This window comes from Actinoalloteichus sp. GBA129-24 (assembly GCF_001941645.1).
In the GTDB taxonomy this organism is placed as follows: Bacteria; Actinomycetota; Actinomycetes; order Mycobacteriales; family Pseudonocardiaceae; genus Actinoalloteichus_A; species Actinoalloteichus_A fjordicus.
On the sequence record NZ_CP016077.1, the window covers coordinates 3,570,605 to 3,587,404 of the forward strand.

The window sequence follows — 16,800 nt, forward strand, 5'->3', positions numbered from 1 at the left end:
TCCCCGGAGTCGACTGCTCGCCCGCAGCAGGGCAGGACTCGTCAGGCGCCAGGAGCTTCGGGAACTCGTGGACATCGGAAACTCGTGGACATCGGGGAGCCGTCGATCGAGGTGGCCGACCATGACCACAGCGCCCTGTCCGCCGATTCTCCGCGAATGCCACGGCCTTCTCGGCGTACGCGCTGGCGGGCGTTCTCATTCCTGGTGCTCTGTCGAGTCGTCCTGCGTGCCGGAGCCGTGCCGGGTCCACTCGTCGGTGAGCCGCACGAGTTCGTCGACGGCCGACTCCACCCGGTCCCGGTCTCCGGTGGTCAGGTAGTCCAGTTGCAGGCCCGCATAGGCGGCGTTGAGCAGGGTGGCGTTGCGCCGCGCGACGTCGGCGGGCACGCCGTGGGTCTGGAGGGCCTCGGCGACGAACTCGGCGCGGTCGCCCAGCATGGTCGGGACGTAGGAGCCTCGGAGTCTGCCCGCCGCCGCGAGCCCTTCGATCTCGTGCAGCAGCCGGACCAACGGCAGCGAGTCCGGTGCGAGGTGCCAGTCCCAAGAGGCGCGGACGACGGCGCCGAGGCTGCGTCCCTCGGCCCAGCCCGGCAGCGCCCGCAGCCTGCTGCGCTGCCGTTCGTCGAGGTGGGCCAGGACGGCGGCGATGAGGTCGTCCTTGTTGCTGAAGTGGTGCGTGAGCACGAAGGTGCTGTGTCCGAGGGCCTCGGCCAGGGGGCGCAGGGACAGCTGTGCGATCCCGTGCTCGACCAGGTAGTCCAGGATCGCGTCGAGCAGTTCGACGCGGCGGCGCGGGTCACGGGGCCTGGCCACGGCGGCACTCCCTGTCTCGGTGGGGCGGGGTCTCGACGACCAGGGTATTCGGGCTCTGGTCATGACACCCGTGATGCCTGAAAAAAACGTTCGTTATCCTTACTGGCGGGCGTCATCTTCATGGGGAGGAGCAGCACGTGACACGACGCGACGGCGTGCCGAGGACCCCCCTCGGCGATGAAGACGGACCGGCGGCGGCCACGGTCGGATCGCACCCTGCACCGGAAGGGACCGGCCATCCGCGTCGACGCACGATCCTCTGGGCGCTGGCGGCCGCGCTGCTCATGATGAGCACCACCGTGATGGCGGTGACCGTCGCACTCCCGACCATCGCCCGCGACCTGCGTGCCACCACCGGTCAACTCCAGTGGATCACCGAGGCCACCGTGCTGGCCCTGGCCGCGCTGCTGATCACGATGGGGGCGATCGGCGACCGCTACGGACGTCGTCGGGTGCTGCTGGCCGGGCTCGCGGTGCTGGTGCTCGCCGCCCTGCTCGCGGCCGTCGCCACCGGCCCCGGCGAGCTGATCGCCGCCCGAGCGCTGCTCGGCGTCGGCAACGCGATGGTCATGCCCGCGACCCTGGGGATCATCCGCAGCGTGTTCCCCCGCGACGAGCTCGCCTACGCGCTGGCAGTGTGGGCAGGCGTCGCCGGGCTGGGCGTCGTCCTGGGTCCGATGACCGGCGGCCTCCTCGTCGAGCACCTCGGCTGGCGAGCGGTGTTCCTGGCCATGGTGCCCGTCCTGCCCGCCGTCGGCGTCGCCGTCGTCCTCGTCGTCCCGCCTACGGCTCCCGACCGCACCGCACGGCCCGACCTGCTTGGGATGGCGCTGGTCTCCGGCGGCCTCGTCGCGGTCGTCCACGCGATCATCGAGGCACCCCGGCGAGGCGTGCTCGGCGAGGCGACCCTGCTCGGCGCCGGGGCGGCCGTGATCCTGCTCGGCGGATTCCTGGCCCGTCAACGCCGGACACGGCATCCGATGCTCGATCTGCGCATGGTGGCCGATCACACCTTCTGGCCCGCCGCAATGGCCGCTGCCACCGGATTCTTCGCGCTGATGGGCATGGTGTTCCTCCTCACCCAATACTTCCAGGAGGTGCTCGGCCACTCGCCGTCCGGAGCCGCGCTCCTCCTGCTTCCGATCGCCGCAGGCCAGCTGGCCATGGCCCCGATCACCCCGCGACTGATCGACCGGATCGGTCTGCGGTGGACCGTCTCGGGCGGACTTGGCGTGCTGGCCGTCGGGCTGACGCTGATCCCGACCGGCGTCCACACCGATCGCCACGGGGTACTCCTGATCGGACTGTTCCTTCTCGCCGCAGGCAACGGTGCCGCAGTGACCGCAGCGAGCACCGCCATGCTGGGCGCGGCGGGCACGCGACAGGCGGGGTCGGTCGCCGCCGTCATCGAGACCGCCTTCAAGCTCGGCGGCAGCCTCGGTGTGGCCGTTCTGGGCGGTGTCCTCGCCGGTCGACTCGCCGACCATCTCGCCTCGCACACGGCGGCCCTGCCCGCTGCGGAACGGGCTTTCGCGGGAGAGTCGATCAGCGGCGCCCTGCAGTCCGCCGCCCTGCTCGGCGGCCCGGCGGGCGACCGGTTCACCGACGCCGCCCGGCAGGCGTTCACCGCAGGCCTGACCCACGCCGCCGTCCTCGCGGCCTGCCTTGCCCTGGGCGCGGCGGTGCTGACCGCCTCAACCCTGCACGAACCCGATCGAACTCACCGAGGGAGACGATGACGACTCCGAGACAGAACCACGCGATGGTGCGCGGTCTGCGACTGGCCTACCTGGACTTCGGGGGAACCGGAGCGCCGCTGCTGGCCCTGCACGGTCACTTCGGACGCGGCCGACAGTTCGCCCGCCTGGCCGCCGATCTCGCCCCCCGCCACCGGGTGATCGCGGTGGACCTGCGTGGACACGGCCGCAGCGACCGTGGCGTCGACGTCACCCCCGACGCCTACACCGCCGACGTCGCGGAGTTCCTCCGCCACCTCGACCTCGGCCCGCTGCCGGTCCTCGGGCACTCGATGGGCGGCGTCATCGCCTACCGGGTCGCCGCCCGACATCCGGAGCTGGTCAGCGCGTTGATCGTCGAGGAGGGCGGCGCACTCAACCGGCAGCCCGAGATCGCCCACCCGGTGCTGGACGTGCGGGGCTGGGCGCGGCGGGCCCCGACCCCGGCCGCCCTGCGTCGTGAGGTGGAGAGCCACGGCATCCCCGACGCGAGCTACTTCCTGGCCAGCGCCTGCGAGTACCCGGACGGCTGGGGCTTCCTGTTCGACCACGACGACATGACGGCCTCGCAGCAGGAGTTGATCGGCGACTGGTGGCCGGACTGGCTCGGCGCGCGCTGCCCGACGCTGCTCGTGCACGGCCTGGCCAGCGGCGTGCTGCCCACGGCCATGGCACGCGACATGGCACGCCGCAGGCCCGGCACCGTGCTGCGGGAATTCGCCGACTGCGGCCACTGGGTCCACGATGACGATCCGGCCGGTTTCGCCGAGGCGGTGCGCGGCTTCCTCAGCTCGGCAGTCCCGACGTCGACGCTCTGACATCACGGCGGTCGCATCTTCCGCTGCCTGCTGCCGGAAGAACCCCCGGGTGGCGGCCGCAGCCCGATGCGGACGCGCTTCGGCTCGGCACCGTGTCCGTTCCGCAGCGCGCCGCCGGTCGCCATGGCCAGGCACAGCCGCCCGCTCCCCCGGTTCACGGCCCGGCTCCGCAGGCGGCGAGGCCGCTGCTCGGCAGCGGGGTGCCGATCCGGTGGAGTTGCCGCTTCCGGCGTCGACAGGTACCCACGGGGCATGAGCCGACTGAAGGACACCGACGTCGTCACAGGCACCCGTCGCGAGATCAGTGCCCATGACACGGCGACGGGCGAGGCGCTGACCATGCGGCGGCGCTACGCGGCGCACGTCTCGGATGTCTGGGATGCCTGCACCGATCCCGATCGGCTTGCTCGCTTCTTCATGCGACCCGACGGCGACCTGCGGGTGGGCGGCAGATTCTCCTTTCCCGGCAACGCCCACGGCGAGATCCTGCGGTGCGAGCCGCCGTGGCTGCTCGTCGTCAGCTGGATCTACGGGGTACCCGGCGGCGAACAGGTGGAGCTGCGGCTGTCACCGGACGAGGACGGCGGCACGCTGTTGGAACTGCGGCACTCCGCCCCGGACGGACTGCTCGACCGTGTGGTCAACGACCCGGACTCCGGGGCCTGGGGCATCGGGGCCGGCTGGGAGCTGGGCCTGATCGCACTCGAGGCGTCCCTGCGCGAGGAACTCCCCGGTCTCGAGTCGGCCTCGGTGCAGGACTCCCCGGAGTTCGCCGCCGTCGCGGAGCTGGCCGAGCGGGTCAGCGCGGCATGGGCGGCGGCGCTGACGGCGGCGGGCGTCGACCCGGCGTAGGGGGGCCGTGGCACCTTCGCGTTCCGACCTGGTGACTCTCTTCCGCCTCCTCGGCATGCAGTGCCGTCTCCGCGAATCCCCGCGCTCGATCATGATGTTCGGGAGGTTGTTCACCGCCGTCGTCCGACTGTGGCGGACGATCCACGCGGCGGCTGGGCCTCGTGCACGGTGGTGCGGAAGCGGTCACGGGCCGCCAGGAGCGCAACGTCCACGTGGAGCGGGCTCGCCTGACCGTGCGAGGGCCGGGCCGAGGTCGCGAGGAGCCCCAGCCGGTTCGCTCCGGCAGGTCCCGGATCACTGCTCGTCAGTCCTCACCACCGCGGCGCGGCGGTCTTGATCTCGTGGGCGAGGGTGAGCGCCTTTCCCGCTCGGGGCGGAACTTGATGCGGGTGCTGATCTTCTCGGAGGACACCCGCAGGGCGGTCGGGAAGATGAGCGCCTTCCGTGTAGTCCTGCGAATCGTGACCTGAGGATCGTCGGCCCGGATCGGGATGTTCGCGGAACTGTCACAACTGGTCATCTGTGCGTAGGGCACTGCAATCGCGGGTGCCACGGTCAGCGCGGTCGGCGTAGTCCTGCGATGAGGAGCTCGACCAGTTGGCGTGCGTCGTAGCGGAGGTCGCTGTCGGCGCCTATGCAGAGGTTTCCGACGCCGCGCATGAGTTGGTAGGCGTTGAGGTCGGGGCGGATCTCACCGGAGGCGGCGGCAGCGTCGAGGAGTCGGGTGCACACCGGCAGGAGGCGGTCTAGGAAGTAAGCGTGCAGCGTTTCGAAGCCGGTGTTGTCGTTCTGCAGGGCGGCCGCGAGACCGTGCTTGGTGACCAGGAAGTCGACGAAGAGGTCGACCCACCGTCCGAGGGCGACGTGCGGTGTCGGGCTGGTTGCCAGCAGGGCCGGGCCTGCCTCGGCGCAGGCGTCGACCTGGTGGCGGTACACGGCGATGATGAGATCCGCCCGGGTGGGGAAGTGGCGATAGATCGTGGCCGTCCCGACGCCGGCCTTGGCCGCGATGTCGCGTACCGGCGCGTCCACACCTGACGTGACGAAGATCGAAGCAGCCGCGTCGAGCAGGGTTTCCTTGTTACGCCGGGCGTCCGCTCGTCTGGGCTGGGCTGCATGCCCTGTGCTCCGGTCGCTGTCGTTCACCGCGCCCTGCCCTTCGTTGCCGAGTTGGCTAAACGGGACAACGTCCCGTATCGTCAAACGGAACATGGTCCCGCTTGCTCATGATGTCAGAGCAGGCGTCGATAACCAAGCCATGCGTTGCCGCCACGCTTCATCCGCACTGGAGGAACACGACTCATGCAGTACCGCACCTTGGGCCGCACCGGTGTGCAGGTCAGCTCCCTCGCGCTCGGCGCGATGAACTTCGGCAAGATCGGGCGCACCACTCAGGACGAGGTCACCGCCATCGTCGATGCCGCCCTCGAGGGAGGGATCAACGTCATCGACACCGCCGACGCGTACAGCGGCGGCGAGTCGGAGGAGATGGTCGGCAAGGCCATCGTCGGCCGCCGCGAGGACATCGTGCTGGCCACGAAGGCGAGCCTGCCGATGGGCGACGGGCGCAACCATCAGGGCAGTTCGCGCCGCTGGCTGGTCACCGAGCTGGACAACAGCCTGCGCCGCCTCGGTGTCGACCACGTTGATCTCTACCAGATCCACCGGTGGGACCCGAACACCGGCGACGAGGAGACCCTGTCGGCGTTGACCGACCTGCAGCGCGCGGGGAAGATCCGTTACTTCGGATCCTCGACGTTCCCCGCACACCGCATCGTGCAGGCCCAGTGGGCCGCCCGCGAGTACCACCTGGGCCGTTACGTCACCGAACAGCCCAGCTACTCGATCCTGCAGCGCGGGATCGAAACCCACGTGCTGCCCGTGACCGAGCAGTACGGGCTCGGTGTGCTGGTGTGGAGCCCGTTGGCTTCGGGCTGGCTGTCGGGCGCGATCCGCGAAGGCCGGGACATCACCACCAGCCGCTCCACGTTCATGCCACAACGCTTCGACACTGCCATCCCCGCGAACCGGGCCAAGCTCGACGCCGTCGAACAACTGGCTGCACTCGCCGACGAAGCCAGCCTGACCATGATCCAGCTCGCGCTCGGATTCGTGACCACGCATCCCGCAGTGACCAGCGCGCTCATCGGCCCCCGCACACTGGACCACCTGCACTCGCAACTCGCCGCCGCTGACACCGTGCTCGCCGCCGACGTGCTCGATGCGATCGACGCGATCGTCGCCCCCGGCACCGACCTGGCCGCGCACGAGAAGAACGACACGCCACCCGCGCTGCTCAACCCGGCACTGCGCCGCCGCTGACCGCCGGGCCCACCGCGCCGAGCACGGCAAAGAAACTGAGCGGTCGTACACCTCCAGGTGGCGGGCGCACCAGGTTGCCCGGCTGGTCCTGCACCACCAGGATCTTGCGTCACGCCTCGGTGACGAAGTCCACGTCGATCGCCACCGTCACCGCGTCCGCCCCATGCCCGACGGTCACCGTCTCCGGGACGTACTCGCCGGTGCGGCCCCGGATCGCGCGCAGGAACTCCACCGCGTCCAGCACACTGTGATCCGCGCAGGCGGCCTCCAGGTCGAGGGTGTCGAGCAGGGTGAACAGCGCCAAGCGGTGGCTCGTGTGGAACTTCTCCAGCAGCGGCAGATAGCTGTTGCCGTGGTGCGCCGCCACCACCTCATGCGCCGCCGAGAGCCGCTCGATCCCGCCCGCGTTCGCCGGCGTCGTGAGCTCGTATCCCTGCCGGCCCCCGCGTCACTCGACGATCCTCCGGCCGGCGACCGTGTCGTCGCGGTCCCTGCGGCGGTGCGCCGGCGACGGCCCCGCCTGCGGCGTTCGGCCGTCGCCTGACCAACAGGCGACGGTTCAGGACGGGCTCGTCTCGGCGAGGAAGTCGAGCAGGGCCGAGGTGACCTCCTCGGGCCGTTCCAGCGGGGGCAGGTGGCCGGTGTCGGGCAGGTCGAGTCGTCGGGCGCCGGGGATCTGTTCGGCGAGCATCGTGGAGACGGCCTGGATCCAGCGCACGTCGGCGGTGCCGTTGACGACCAGCGTCGGCACCCGCACCTGATCGAGCCGGGGCTTCGCGGGCGCGGGGTGCGGCCGTTCGAGGGTGGGCGGGCCGTTCCACGTGCGGGCGAAGACGCCCTCGATCATCGCCACGGCCGCCGCCCACACGTCGGGCGCAAGCGCGGCCGGGTCACGGTCGGGACCTGCGACGAGGAAGCGTGCCTGGGCCAGGGCCATCGCCGTCACGTCCGCCGGGTCCACGTGTGGGGCCTGACGTTCGTTGTAGGCCCGCAGTCGCTCGGCGGGGACGGCGCTGTGCACACGTTCGCGGGCGGAGGCGCGCATCTCCTCGGGCCAGTGGTGTCCGGAGAGCCCGGAGCAGATCAGGGTGAGGCTCCAGACCCGTTCCGGTGCGGCCAGTGCCACGTCCAGGGAGTAGGCGCCGCCGTTGGAGCAGCCGACGAGCGCCGCCCGCTCGACGTCGAGGGCGTCGAGCAGGGCGAGGAGGTCCTCGGCATGGGAGAAGCCGCCGTCGGCGTCGGCGGATTCGCCGTAGCCGCGCCAGTCGTAGCGGATGACCCGGTGATCGGCGGCCAGCCGTTCGAACTGCGCGTCCCACAGGCGACGGTCGGTGATGCCCGCGTGGGAGAACACCACGGCGTTGCCGCTGCCTGCCTCGTCGTAGGCCAGCTCGGTCCCGTTGACGGCGACTCTGTTCATGAGGGCACCGTAGCCGCGGCAGGCCGGGCCGTGGTCGCCTCCGCTGTGGACGAACCCCACCGCTCCTGCCGGGACCGGGCCGGTCGGCGGCGCCCGGCTTCTACGATGATCAGATGGATCGTCACCTGGACTTCGCGGGCGTGCACAACTTCCGGGACCTGGGCGGGTATCGGGCCGAGGACGGTCGCACCGTGCGGTGGCGGCAGCTGTTCCGGGCCGACGCGTTGTCGAGTCTGCGCCCCGCCGACGGGCAGCGGTTCCGCGCGTTGGGGATCGGCACGGTGATCGACCTGCGGTATCCGTACGAGATCGCGGCCAACGGGCGGGTGCCGCAGTATGACGGGCTGACCTATCACAATCTCAGCGTCGAGCACCGGCCCTACGAGCAGGCGGCGCTGGACCCCGCGATCGAGCCTGCCCGGTATTTCGCCGACCGTTATGCCGAGCTGTTGGCCGACGGGACGGCCGAGCTGCGCCGGGCACTGGAGGTGATCGCCTTCGAAGCCGAGGGGCCGGTGGTCTTCCACTGTCGGACGGGCAAGGACCGGACCGGCGTCCTGGCGGCGTTGCTGCTGGTGCTGCTGGGTGTGGCCGAGGAGGACGTGGTCGCCGACTACGCGTTGACCGGGCTGGCCACGGAGCGGTTCATCGCCGACTGGAATGCCGACCCGCGCAAGCCGCCGCTGCGGTGGCCCGGTTACGGGCAGGCCCCTGAGGAGACGATGCGCCTGGTGTTGGCCGAGCTCGTCGCCGCGCACGGGTCGGTGGCCGGTTATGTGCGGGGGCTGGGCCTGGACGACGTCGCGGTGGCGACGGCGCTGCGGGACCGGTTCCTGGAATCGGTCCCGGCTGATCGGCGTCGCGACTGAGGCGACGTCGAGGCGCGGCCGCGCCGACATCGTGCTCGACCGACCTGGTGGGGGCGCGGCCGCCGTCGACCTCGGTCGGCCCGTCCGACGCTGATCGGCTCACGGTCTGCTGTCCTCGTGAACGCCGCCGCCACCGCCCTCACGAGGACAGCGCCGAGCACGAACCCGGTCTGGTCAGCGTCTCGGTCCCGCGACGGAACAGGCCGCGGTGCCTGCGACAGCGAGGACCAGGGCCGTCCAGGTGTCTGCTGCGGTGCTGGGTGGCGGCACCATCCAGGTCGCCACCTCCATCGGCGTGCTCGTCGGGGCGGGGCGAGGAACGAGTCGGCCGGACCCCGCCCCGACCGGACAGCCCCCTGGCGCGCGGATCGGGCCCCAGGCGGCCGCGTGCACCCGTGCCGAGCCGGTCCTCTCCTGCTGCCGACCGTGGCGGACGTGCCTCAGCCGTGGCGGACGCGGCTTGACAGGGCGTGGGCGATGACGGTCTGGTCGGCGTTGATCGCGGTCTCGCCGTCCTCGACGTCCCACAGCGCGTTCTGCAGGACACGGCCGAGGGTCCAGTGGACGGCCCGCTGTCGGTCCAGGCCCATGACCTCGGTCATCAGGTCGAAGCGGCGCAGCACGGCGCGGGGGGCGTCGCCGGTGGCCACGACGTCGGGCCACCGGTTGACCAGCGCGGGCAGCAGGTCGAAGGCGGGGTCGCCCGCCAACGGCTTGGGGTCGATGGCCACCCAGGGCTCGCGGTCGCCGCCGGGCGGCGCGGCCAGCACGTTCTCGTAGTGCAGGTCCCAGTGCAGCAGCCGGTCGCCGGGTTCGTGGATCACCTCGGCCACCGCCGTCGCGCAGGCGCGCAGCAGGGTGCGGTCGGCCGGGTCCGACAGGTGCCGTTGCGCGGCGGGGACGTCGGCGAGCATGGCGGCGGCGATGTCGGCCAGGGTGCGCAGGCCGGGCGGGGCGGGCACGGCGACCAGTCGGGCGCCCAGTTCGGCGAGGATCCGCAGGGCCGTCAGGTCGTCGGGCATCCCGGCCAGACTGCGGTCGCCGTCGAGTCGTTCCAGCAGCAGGGTGCCGGTGTCGGGGTCGTCGGCCAGGAGCCGGACGACGCCGTCGCCCTGCCAGTGTCGCAGGCCGATCGGCTCGCCGACGTTCTCCTCGTCGACGGGTTGGAACTTCACCGCGGCCGGGGTTCCGTCGGCGCGCAGGACGGGCAGCACGAGGGCGACCATGCCGTGTCTGCCGGGTCCGTCCGGTCGCAGCTGCCAGCGCTCGAGGATCTCGTGGACGAGGGCGGGCAGGGCGGCGATCCAGGCGCGGCCCGCGTCGCCGCCGAAGCGGGCGTGGGAGGCGGCGAGTGCGGCGGGGACCTCGACGCGGTGCGTTGGTGCGGGCATGGCGGCACTCCCTCTCCCGATCGGATCGAGCTGCACTCTAGCCAGGGCGGGCGCTCGGCGGCGATCACTTCTCCTGCTGGCTCCGTCGGGGACCCGCTGGAGCGGGTGAGTCAGCTGCCGGGTGATCGGGGTTCGGGCGAGGTGCGGGCGGCGTGCCTGCTCGCGGCATGTCCGACGTTCGCCGAGGCGGCCGGTGCGGGCGTGATCTCCACCAGACCCTAGGTCCGTACAACGTACGGTACGATGGTTCGCGTTAATCCGTACGTTGTACGAAGTAGGGGGTGTTTCTGATGGACAGCGGACCGCTCGCCATCGACGTGCACGGGCTGCGCAGGCGATACCGCGACGTCGACGTCCTCACCGGCCTCGACCTGGCCGTGCCGCCCGGCCGCGTCTGCGGTCTGCTCGGCCCCAACGGCGCGGGCAAGACCACCACGGTGCGCATCCTGACCACCCTGCTGCGGGCCGACGGCGGCCGAGCCGCCATCGGCGGCATCGACGTCGCGACCGACCCCGCCGGGGTACGACGCCGTATCGGCCTGGTCGGCCAGCACACCGCCGTCGACGAGGTCCTCACCGGACGCCAGAACCTCCTGCTGTTCGGCAGACTCCACCACCTCGACGAACGCGCCGCTCACCGCCGAGCCGAACAGCTGCTCGCCCGCTTCGGACTGGCCGAGGCCGCCGACCGCAAGACCGCCCGATACTCCGGCGGAATGCGCCGCCGACTCGACCTCGCCGTCGGCCTGATCCAGGCACCCGCCGTGCTGTTCCTGGACGAACCCACCACCGGCCTGGACCCCCGCAGCCGCGACGAGGTCTGGCGGGCCGTACGCGACCTGGCCGCCGAGGGCACCACGGTCCTGCTCACCACCCAGTACCTGGAGGAGGCCGACCGGCTCGCCGTTCAGATCACCGTCCTGGACCACGGCCGCGCCGTCGCCTCAGGCACCCCGGAGGAGCTGAAGACCTCCCTCGGCGTGAACCGGCTCGACGTCGTCGTCACCCACCGCGCCGAACTGGGCCGGGCCGCCGAGATCCTCGGCCGCATCACCGGCACCGCCGTCACCGTCGACGAGGACTCCCACCGCGCCACCGCCCGCACCACGGCCACGGCGGCCACCACGGTCGCCGTCCTGTGCGCCCTGGACGCCGAAGACCTCGCCGTGCACGACGTCGCTCGCCGCCGCGCGACCCTGGACGAGGTGTTCCTCAGCCTCACCGACCGTACCGACCCGGCCCGCCGAACCGGAGAGGACACCGCCGCATGACCACACCCCGCACCGCCGAGGACCGCCCCGAGACCACCACCGGCGGACCGGCGGACCGGCGGACCGAGCCCGCCGAGCCGTCACCGACATCGCCGCCGTCACCCGACGCGACCTGCTGCGCTGGGCCGCCGACCCCGCACCGGTCGTCATCAACCTGCTGTTCCCGATCATGCTCGTGCTGGTGTTCGGCTACCTGTTCGGCGGAGCGATGACCGTGCCCGGCGGCGGCGACTACCGCGAATTCCTCCTGCCGGGCATGTTCGCCATGACCATGCTCTTCGGCCTGGAGTCCACCGTGCTGGCCGTCACCGCCGACACCGCACGCGGCGTCACCGACCGGTTCCGCTCCCTGCCGATCGCCTCGTCCGCCGTGCTCGGCGGCCGCGCCGTCGCCGACGTGATCGACTCGACGCTCCGGCTGGTCGTCGTCCTGCTCTGCGGCCTGGTCGTCGGCTGGCGGTGGCACGACGGACTCGGTGCCGCCGCCGCCGCGGTGGCCCTGCTCCTGCTGCTGCGGTTCGCCTTCATCTGGGTCGGCGTGTATCTGGGTTTGCTGCTCAAGACCCCCGAGTCGGCCGCCATGGTGCAGATCCTCGTCTGGCCGGTGGGGTTCCTCTCCAACGCCTTCGTCGCCCCGGAGACCATGCCCGCACCACTGGCGCTCATCGCCGAGTGGAACCCGATGTCGGCCACCGCCGCCGCCGCGCGGGAACGGTTCGGCAATCCGGGCTGGGGCGAGCAGTCCTGGGCCGCCCAACACGCCGTGGCCATGGCCGTCGGCTGGCCCGTGCTGCTGTCGGCGGTCTTCATCCCACTGTCCCTACGCCGCTACCGACACCTGAGCCGATGAAACACCCACCGCCGCACCAGGGCCGGTTCGGACCCGGTTCCCCCGACGTCGACCGCGACACCCGCCGCCCCTCGCACCGGGGCAGGATCGTCTCGCAGGCCAACCCGTACCGCTGTGTCGTCTCCCCGCGACTCCTTCTCCCCGCCCTTGAACCGTCCGCCTCGACAAGGAGCGTGATGCCGTGCCTGCCGCCGCACCCGAGACACCGAACCCGTGGGCGAGCCCGGTCGCGTTCGTCGCCGCCGACCCGCCCCGCGCGGGCAGACTCGCCGTCCGCACCGCCCCGGACCCGACCGCTCCTCCTGACCTCGCCACCGCGCCCGACCAGACCCCGCCCGCACCCGCCGTCGGCCTGCCCGGCCAGACCCCCTGGGCACTGCTCGACCCGGTCGACGGCGCCGTGCACGTCCGCACCGTCGCCGTCCACTGGATCGACATCGGCGACGCCCTCACCCTCCTGGGCGACACCGAACGCCCGACCCACCCGGCCGCCGTGTTCTGGCGGTCGGCCCTACGGCTCGCACTGCACCTGATCGCCAGGGGCAGACTGCTGCCCGGCCTGTCCCCCGGCGACCTCGACGCCTGGCGGGTCGGCCCGCTGGACGCCGACGACGCCGAGCAGATCACCGCACTGGCCGAGGCCATGCCCCCCGAAGCCCACGCCGTCCCCCTCCCCTCGACCGGTGCCGACCCGAACCTGCTACCCGACCCCCGCACGCTGGTGCGGGCCTTCCTCGACGCCGTGGCCGACACCCTGCCCCGCAGCCCGGCCGCCGCCGACGCCACCGGCACACCCGCCTTCGCCGCCGCCCCGCCCCGCCGACTGCCCGCACTGCGCGGCTGGGCCGAGGAGATCGCCGCAGGCGCCGACTCCGGGGTGCGGATCTCCCTGCGCCTGGACACCGAGGACCCCGTCGAGGACTGGGCCGACGTCGGGCCCGGCTCCTTCCGGGTCGTCGTGCAACTCCACAGCCTCGCCGACCCCACCCGCGTCATCGACGCCGCCGCCTGCTGGGCCGCGACCGACGCCGTCCCCACCGGCTTCGACGGCCGCACCCGCGTCGACGCCGTCCTGGCGATCCGTCGCGCCGCACTGCACTGGGAACCGCTGGGCAGGCTGCTGTCGCAGACCGTGCCCGCCGAGACGGCGATCACCGACGACGAGGTGTTCGACCTCCTCGGCTCCGCAGCCCGCAGGCTGGCCGCCGCCGGAGTGGACGTGCACCTGCCGCGCGCCCTCGGCCGTGACCTGACCACCCGACTGGTCGCGGGCGGCGGGTCCACGGCCCCCGACACCACCGCCCACTTCGACGACCTCCAGCCGCTGCACCTGGACTGGCAGCTGGCCCTGGGCGGCCACCCCCTCACCGACGCCGAACGCGACCTCCTCGCCGAAGCCCACCGCCCCGTGGTCCGCCTCCGCGACCAGTGGCTGCTCGTCGACCCCGACCTCCTCGACCGCGCCCGACGCACCCACACTCCCCCGCTGCCCGCCGTCGACGCCCTACGCCTCGCCCTGGCCGGACACACCGTCGTCGACGGCACCGACGTCGAAGTCGTCGCCGTCGACGCCCTGGAGACCCTCCGCACCAGGATCGCCGACCCCGAACACGACACGGAGCCCGTCCCCGCTCCCGCCGCCCTGGCCGCGACCCTGCGGGACTACCAACTCCGGGGCCTGCGCTGGCTGGACCGGATGACCTCCCTCGGCCTGGGCTGCTGCCTGGCCGACGACATGGGCCTGGGCAAGACGATCACCGTGATCGCCCTGCACCTGCACCGCCGAACCCGCCACCCCGACACCGGACCGACCCTCGTGGTGTGCCCCGCGTCGCTGCTGGGCAACTGGGAACGCGAGATCACCCGCTTCGCCCCCCACACCCCGGTGCGCCGCTTCCACGGCGGCACCCGCACCCTCGACGACGTCACCGACGGCATCGTCCTGACCACCTACGCCACCATGCGCCTGGACACCACCGCCCTGTCCACCGTCACCTGGGGACTCCTCGTCGCCGACGAGGCCCAACACGTCAAGAACCACCGCTCCCGCACCGCCACGGCACTCCGCCGCATCCCCACGCGCGCCCGCGTCGCCCTCACCGGCACCCCGGTGGAGAACAACCTCACCGAACTGTGGGCGATCCTGGACTGGACCACCCCCGGCCTGCTCGGGACGCTGCCCTCATTCCGCCGCGACACCGCCGCATTGCACCGCCCGCCGACCCCCGGCCCCGACGCACCCCGCGACCAGGCCGCACACCGCCTGGCCCGACTCGTGCGCCCCTTCCTGCTACGCCGACACAAATCCGACCCCGGCATCGCCCCGGAACTGCCCGCCAAGACCGAGACCGACCACCCGGCGCCCCTCACCACCGAACAGACAGGCCTGTACGAAGCCGTCGTCCGCGAGACCCTGCACCGCATCGCCTCAGCCGAGGCGATGCACCGCCGAGGCCTCATCCTCGGCCTGCTCACCGCCCTCAAACAGATCTGCAACCACCCCGCCCAGTACCTCAAGGAGACCCGACCCCGGCTGCACAACCGATCCGGAAAGCTCGCCGTCCTCGACGAACTCGTCGACGCCATCACCGCCGCCGACGGTTCAGTCCTCGTCTTCACCCAGTACGTCGCGATGGCACGACTGCTCCGCGACCACCTCACCGGCCGAGGCATCCCGGTGCAGCTCCTGCACGGCGGCACCCCCGTCGACCGACGAGAAGAACAGATCCGCCGCTTCCAGGACGGCGAGGTGCCGGTGTTCCTACTGTCACTGAAGGCCGCAGGCACCGGCCTCAACCTCACCCGCGCCGACCACGTCGTGCACTACGACCGGTGGTGGAACCCCGCCGTGGAGGCCCAGGCCACCGACCGCGCCCACCGCATCGGCCAGACCCGCCCCGTCCAGGTGCACCGACTCATCGCCGAAGGCACCCTCGAAGACCGGATCGCCGCGATGCTGGCGGCCAAACGCGACCTGGCCGACGCCGTGCTCACCACCGGAGAACAGGCACTCACCGAACTCACCGACAGCGAACTGGCCGAGGCGATCGAACTGAGGAGCCGACCGTGACACCCCGTCGAGCCGAACCCGCACTGGGCTTCCCCCCGTTCCCGCCCGGCCGCATCAGAAGAACCCGCACCTGGTGGGGCACCGCCTGGACGAAGGCCATGGAGGACACCTCACTGGACGTCGACCAGCTGCGCCGAGGCCGCCGCCACGCCATCGGCGGCCGCGTCGAGTCGATCACCGTCAGCCCCGGCAGGCTGGCCGCCCTCGTCCACGACACCGACGGCAGCACCCACCACAGCGTCGTCCACCTGGAACAGCTCAGCGACCGCGACTGGGACCGGTTCCTCGACCAGGTCGCCGTCACCGCCGGACACGTCGCCGCCCTGGTGGACCGGGACATGCCCCGAGAACTGGTGGACGTTGCCGACGACGCGGGCGTCCGCCTGCTGCCCGGACCGGGTGACCTCGAGCCGGAATGCGACTGTGTGGGCTTCGAACACCCGTGCCGCCACGCCGCCGCCCTGTCCTATCAGGCAGGCTGGCTCGTGGACGCCGATCCGTTCGTGCTGTTCCTGCTGCGTGGCCGGGAACGAGCCGAACTGCTCGACGAACTCCAGACCCGCACCGCCACAGAACCCCGACCCGCCGACCGGCACAGCCGACCCGACCCGACCGCACCGCCGCCCGGCGGAGTCCCCGCCGCCCAGTCCTACGCCCGCCCGGTGTCCCGGATGCCACCACCACCGCCCCCGATCCGGGACAGCCCGCCCACGCCGATGTTCGGCTCGGCCCCCGGCATCCCCCCGGCGGCCCTGACCTTCCTCGCCGCCGACGCCGCCCACCGCGCCGCCGCCCTGCTCACCGCCACGACCCCGCCTCCGGCACTGGATCGACGCACCGACGCAATCCGACTCGCCGCCACCTACGACGATCCCGCGCTGCACACCCGACTGAACGCCACCACCGAGGACCCCGCCGCGTTCGCCACGGCGGTCCGCGCCTGGCAGCTCGGCGGACCCGCCGGACTGGCCGCATTGGAGACGGTGTGGACGCCCACCGCCGCGCAGGCCGCCCGCGCGCGGGACGCCCTCACCGCCTACCGCGACGAGGAACGCCCCGGTCACGTTCCCGAGCTGCGAGCCTGGCGCAACCGGTGGACCGCCGACGACCGGGGCCTGCAGCTGCGGCTGGGCCGAGACGACCGGTGGTACCCCTTCCACCGGGTCGGCGACTCCTGGCAGCCTGCGGCCGCACCCGGCACCGACCCGACGGCGGCGCTGGCGGACCTCCTCGCAGGCTGACCGGCGCGCGGACCGCCTCGCCCGCAGGGGACCGCCTGCCCCCCGCGCGCGGCGCGGTCCGACGGCACCGGCCACGAGCGAACCTTGATCCGTCTCCTGCGACGTCATCGCCCGGCTGCGGCACGGAGGCGTGGCGGTCCGGTGCCG

The 16,800-nt window shown here is 72.3% G+C and carries 14 protein-coding genes; 9 read left to right on the forward strand and 5 right to left on the reverse strand.

The annotated features are described in order from the left end of the window. Positions 1 to 195: 195 nt before the first annotated feature. The gene (locus tag UA75_RS16015) at positions 196 to 813 is read right to left on the reverse strand and encodes a TetR/AcrR family transcriptional regulator (protein ID WP_075740921.1); all 618 of its coding nucleotides are present in this window, start codon (positions 811 to 813) and stop codon (positions 196 to 198) included. A 137-nt stretch (positions 814 to 950) separates the two neighbouring features. On the opposite strand from UA75_RS16015, the gene UA75_RS16020 reads away from it, so the two are divergent. From UA75_RS16020 to UA75_RS16030, 3 genes are all read left to right on the forward strand, one after another. Beyond that, positions 951 to 2,552 (forward strand): MFS transporter, encoded by a 1,602-nt coding sequence (locus tag UA75_RS16020; RefSeq protein WP_157434212.1) that lies wholly within the window; start codon positions 951 to 953, stop codon positions 2,550 to 2,552. Beyond that, complete coding sequence (locus UA75_RS16025; RefSeq protein WP_075740923.1) at positions 2,549 to 3,367, forward strand: alpha/beta fold hydrolase; 819 nt, start codon at positions 2,549 to 2,551, stop codon at positions 3,365 to 3,367. Before UA75_RS16020 ends, UA75_RS16025 begins: the two co-directional genes overlap by 4 nt. 252 nt (positions 3,368 to 3,619) lie before the next feature. Beyond that, positions 3,620 to 4,219: an SRPBCC family protein gene (locus tag UA75_RS16030; protein ID WP_075740924.1), complete on the forward strand. Its 600-nt coding sequence runs from the start codon at positions 3,620 to 3,622 to the stop codon at positions 4,217 to 4,219. Between the two features lie 555 nt (positions 4,220 to 4,774). Here the strand turns inward: UA75_RS16030 and UA75_RS16035 are convergent. Further along, positions 4,775 to 5,365, reverse strand: a complete 591-nt coding sequence (locus tag UA75_RS16035; protein WP_075740925.1) for a TetR/AcrR family transcriptional regulator — start codon at positions 5,363 to 5,365, stop codon at positions 4,775 to 4,777. Positions 5,366 to 5,521: 156 nt separating this feature from the next. Here UA75_RS16035 and UA75_RS16040 point away from each other — a divergent pair, with 156 nt between their 5' ends. Next, positions 5,522 to 6,541, forward strand: coding sequence for an aldo/keto reductase (locus tag UA75_RS16040; protein WP_075740926.1), 1,020 nt, complete (start codon positions 5,522 to 5,524; stop codon positions 6,539 to 6,541). Positions 6,542 to 6,650: 109 nt separating this feature from the next. Here UA75_RS16040 and UA75_RS16045 read toward each other — a convergent pair whose 3' ends face one another. Together UA75_RS16045 and UA75_RS16050 are read right to left on the reverse strand one after the other, a co-directional pair. Beyond that, positions 6,651 to 6,908 carry a hypothetical protein gene (locus UA75_RS16045; RefSeq protein WP_232237780.1) on the reverse strand — a complete coding sequence of 86 codons (258 nt, stop codon included), beginning with the start codon at positions 6,906 to 6,908 and terminating at the stop codon, positions 6,651 to 6,653. Positions 6,909 to 7,100: 192 nt separating this feature from the next. Continuing rightward, positions 7,101 to 7,961: an alpha/beta fold hydrolase gene (locus UA75_RS16050; RefSeq protein ID WP_075743872.1), complete on the reverse strand. Its 861-nt coding sequence runs from the start codon at positions 7,959 to 7,961 to the stop codon at positions 7,101 to 7,103. A gap of 113 nt (positions 7,962 to 8,074) precedes the next feature. Here UA75_RS16050 and UA75_RS16055 point away from each other — a divergent pair, with 113 nt between their 5' ends. Beyond that, positions 8,075 to 8,830, forward strand: coding sequence for a tyrosine-protein phosphatase (locus UA75_RS16055; protein ID WP_075740927.1), 756 nt, complete (start codon positions 8,075 to 8,077; stop codon positions 8,828 to 8,830). Positions 8,831 to 9,270: 440 nt separating this feature from the next. Here the strand turns inward: UA75_RS16055 and UA75_RS16060 are convergent, their stop codons facing one another. After that, positions 9,271 to 10,221 (reverse strand): aminoglycoside phosphotransferase family protein, encoded by a 951-nt coding sequence (locus tag UA75_RS16060; RefSeq protein ID WP_075740928.1) that lies wholly within the window; start codon positions 10,219 to 10,221, stop codon positions 9,271 to 9,273. Between the two features lie 290 nt (positions 10,222 to 10,511). On the opposite strand from UA75_RS16060, the gene UA75_RS16065 reads away from it, so the two are divergent. The 4 genes from UA75_RS16065 to UA75_RS16080 all read left to right on the forward strand — a co-directional run bounded on the left by UA75_RS16065 (position 10,512) and on the right by UA75_RS16080 (position 16,653). Beyond that, a complete protein-coding gene (locus UA75_RS16065; RefSeq protein ID WP_075740929.1) occupies positions 10,512 to 11,492 on the forward strand; it encodes an ABC transporter ATP-binding protein in 981 nt (326 codons plus the stop codon). 148 nt (positions 11,493 to 11,640) lie between these two features. After that, on the forward strand, positions 11,641 to 12,342 hold the full coding sequence (locus UA75_RS16070) for an ABC transporter permease (RefSeq protein ID WP_404799993.1): 702 nt from the start codon (positions 11,641 to 11,643) through the stop codon (positions 12,340 to 12,342). A 436-nt stretch (positions 12,343 to 12,778) separates the two neighbouring features. After that, complete coding sequence (locus UA75_RS16075) at positions 12,779 to 15,412, forward strand: DEAD/DEAH box helicase (RefSeq protein ID WP_232237846.1); 2,634 nt, start codon at positions 12,779 to 12,781, stop codon at positions 15,410 to 15,412. Next, complete coding sequence (locus UA75_RS16080; protein WP_157434213.1) at positions 15,409 to 16,653, forward strand: hypothetical protein; 1,245 nt, start codon at positions 15,409 to 15,411, stop codon at positions 16,651 to 16,653. The genes UA75_RS16075 and UA75_RS16080 overlap by 4 nt, the downstream gene beginning before the upstream one ends. Positions 16,654 to 16,800: the final 147 nt, after the last annotated feature.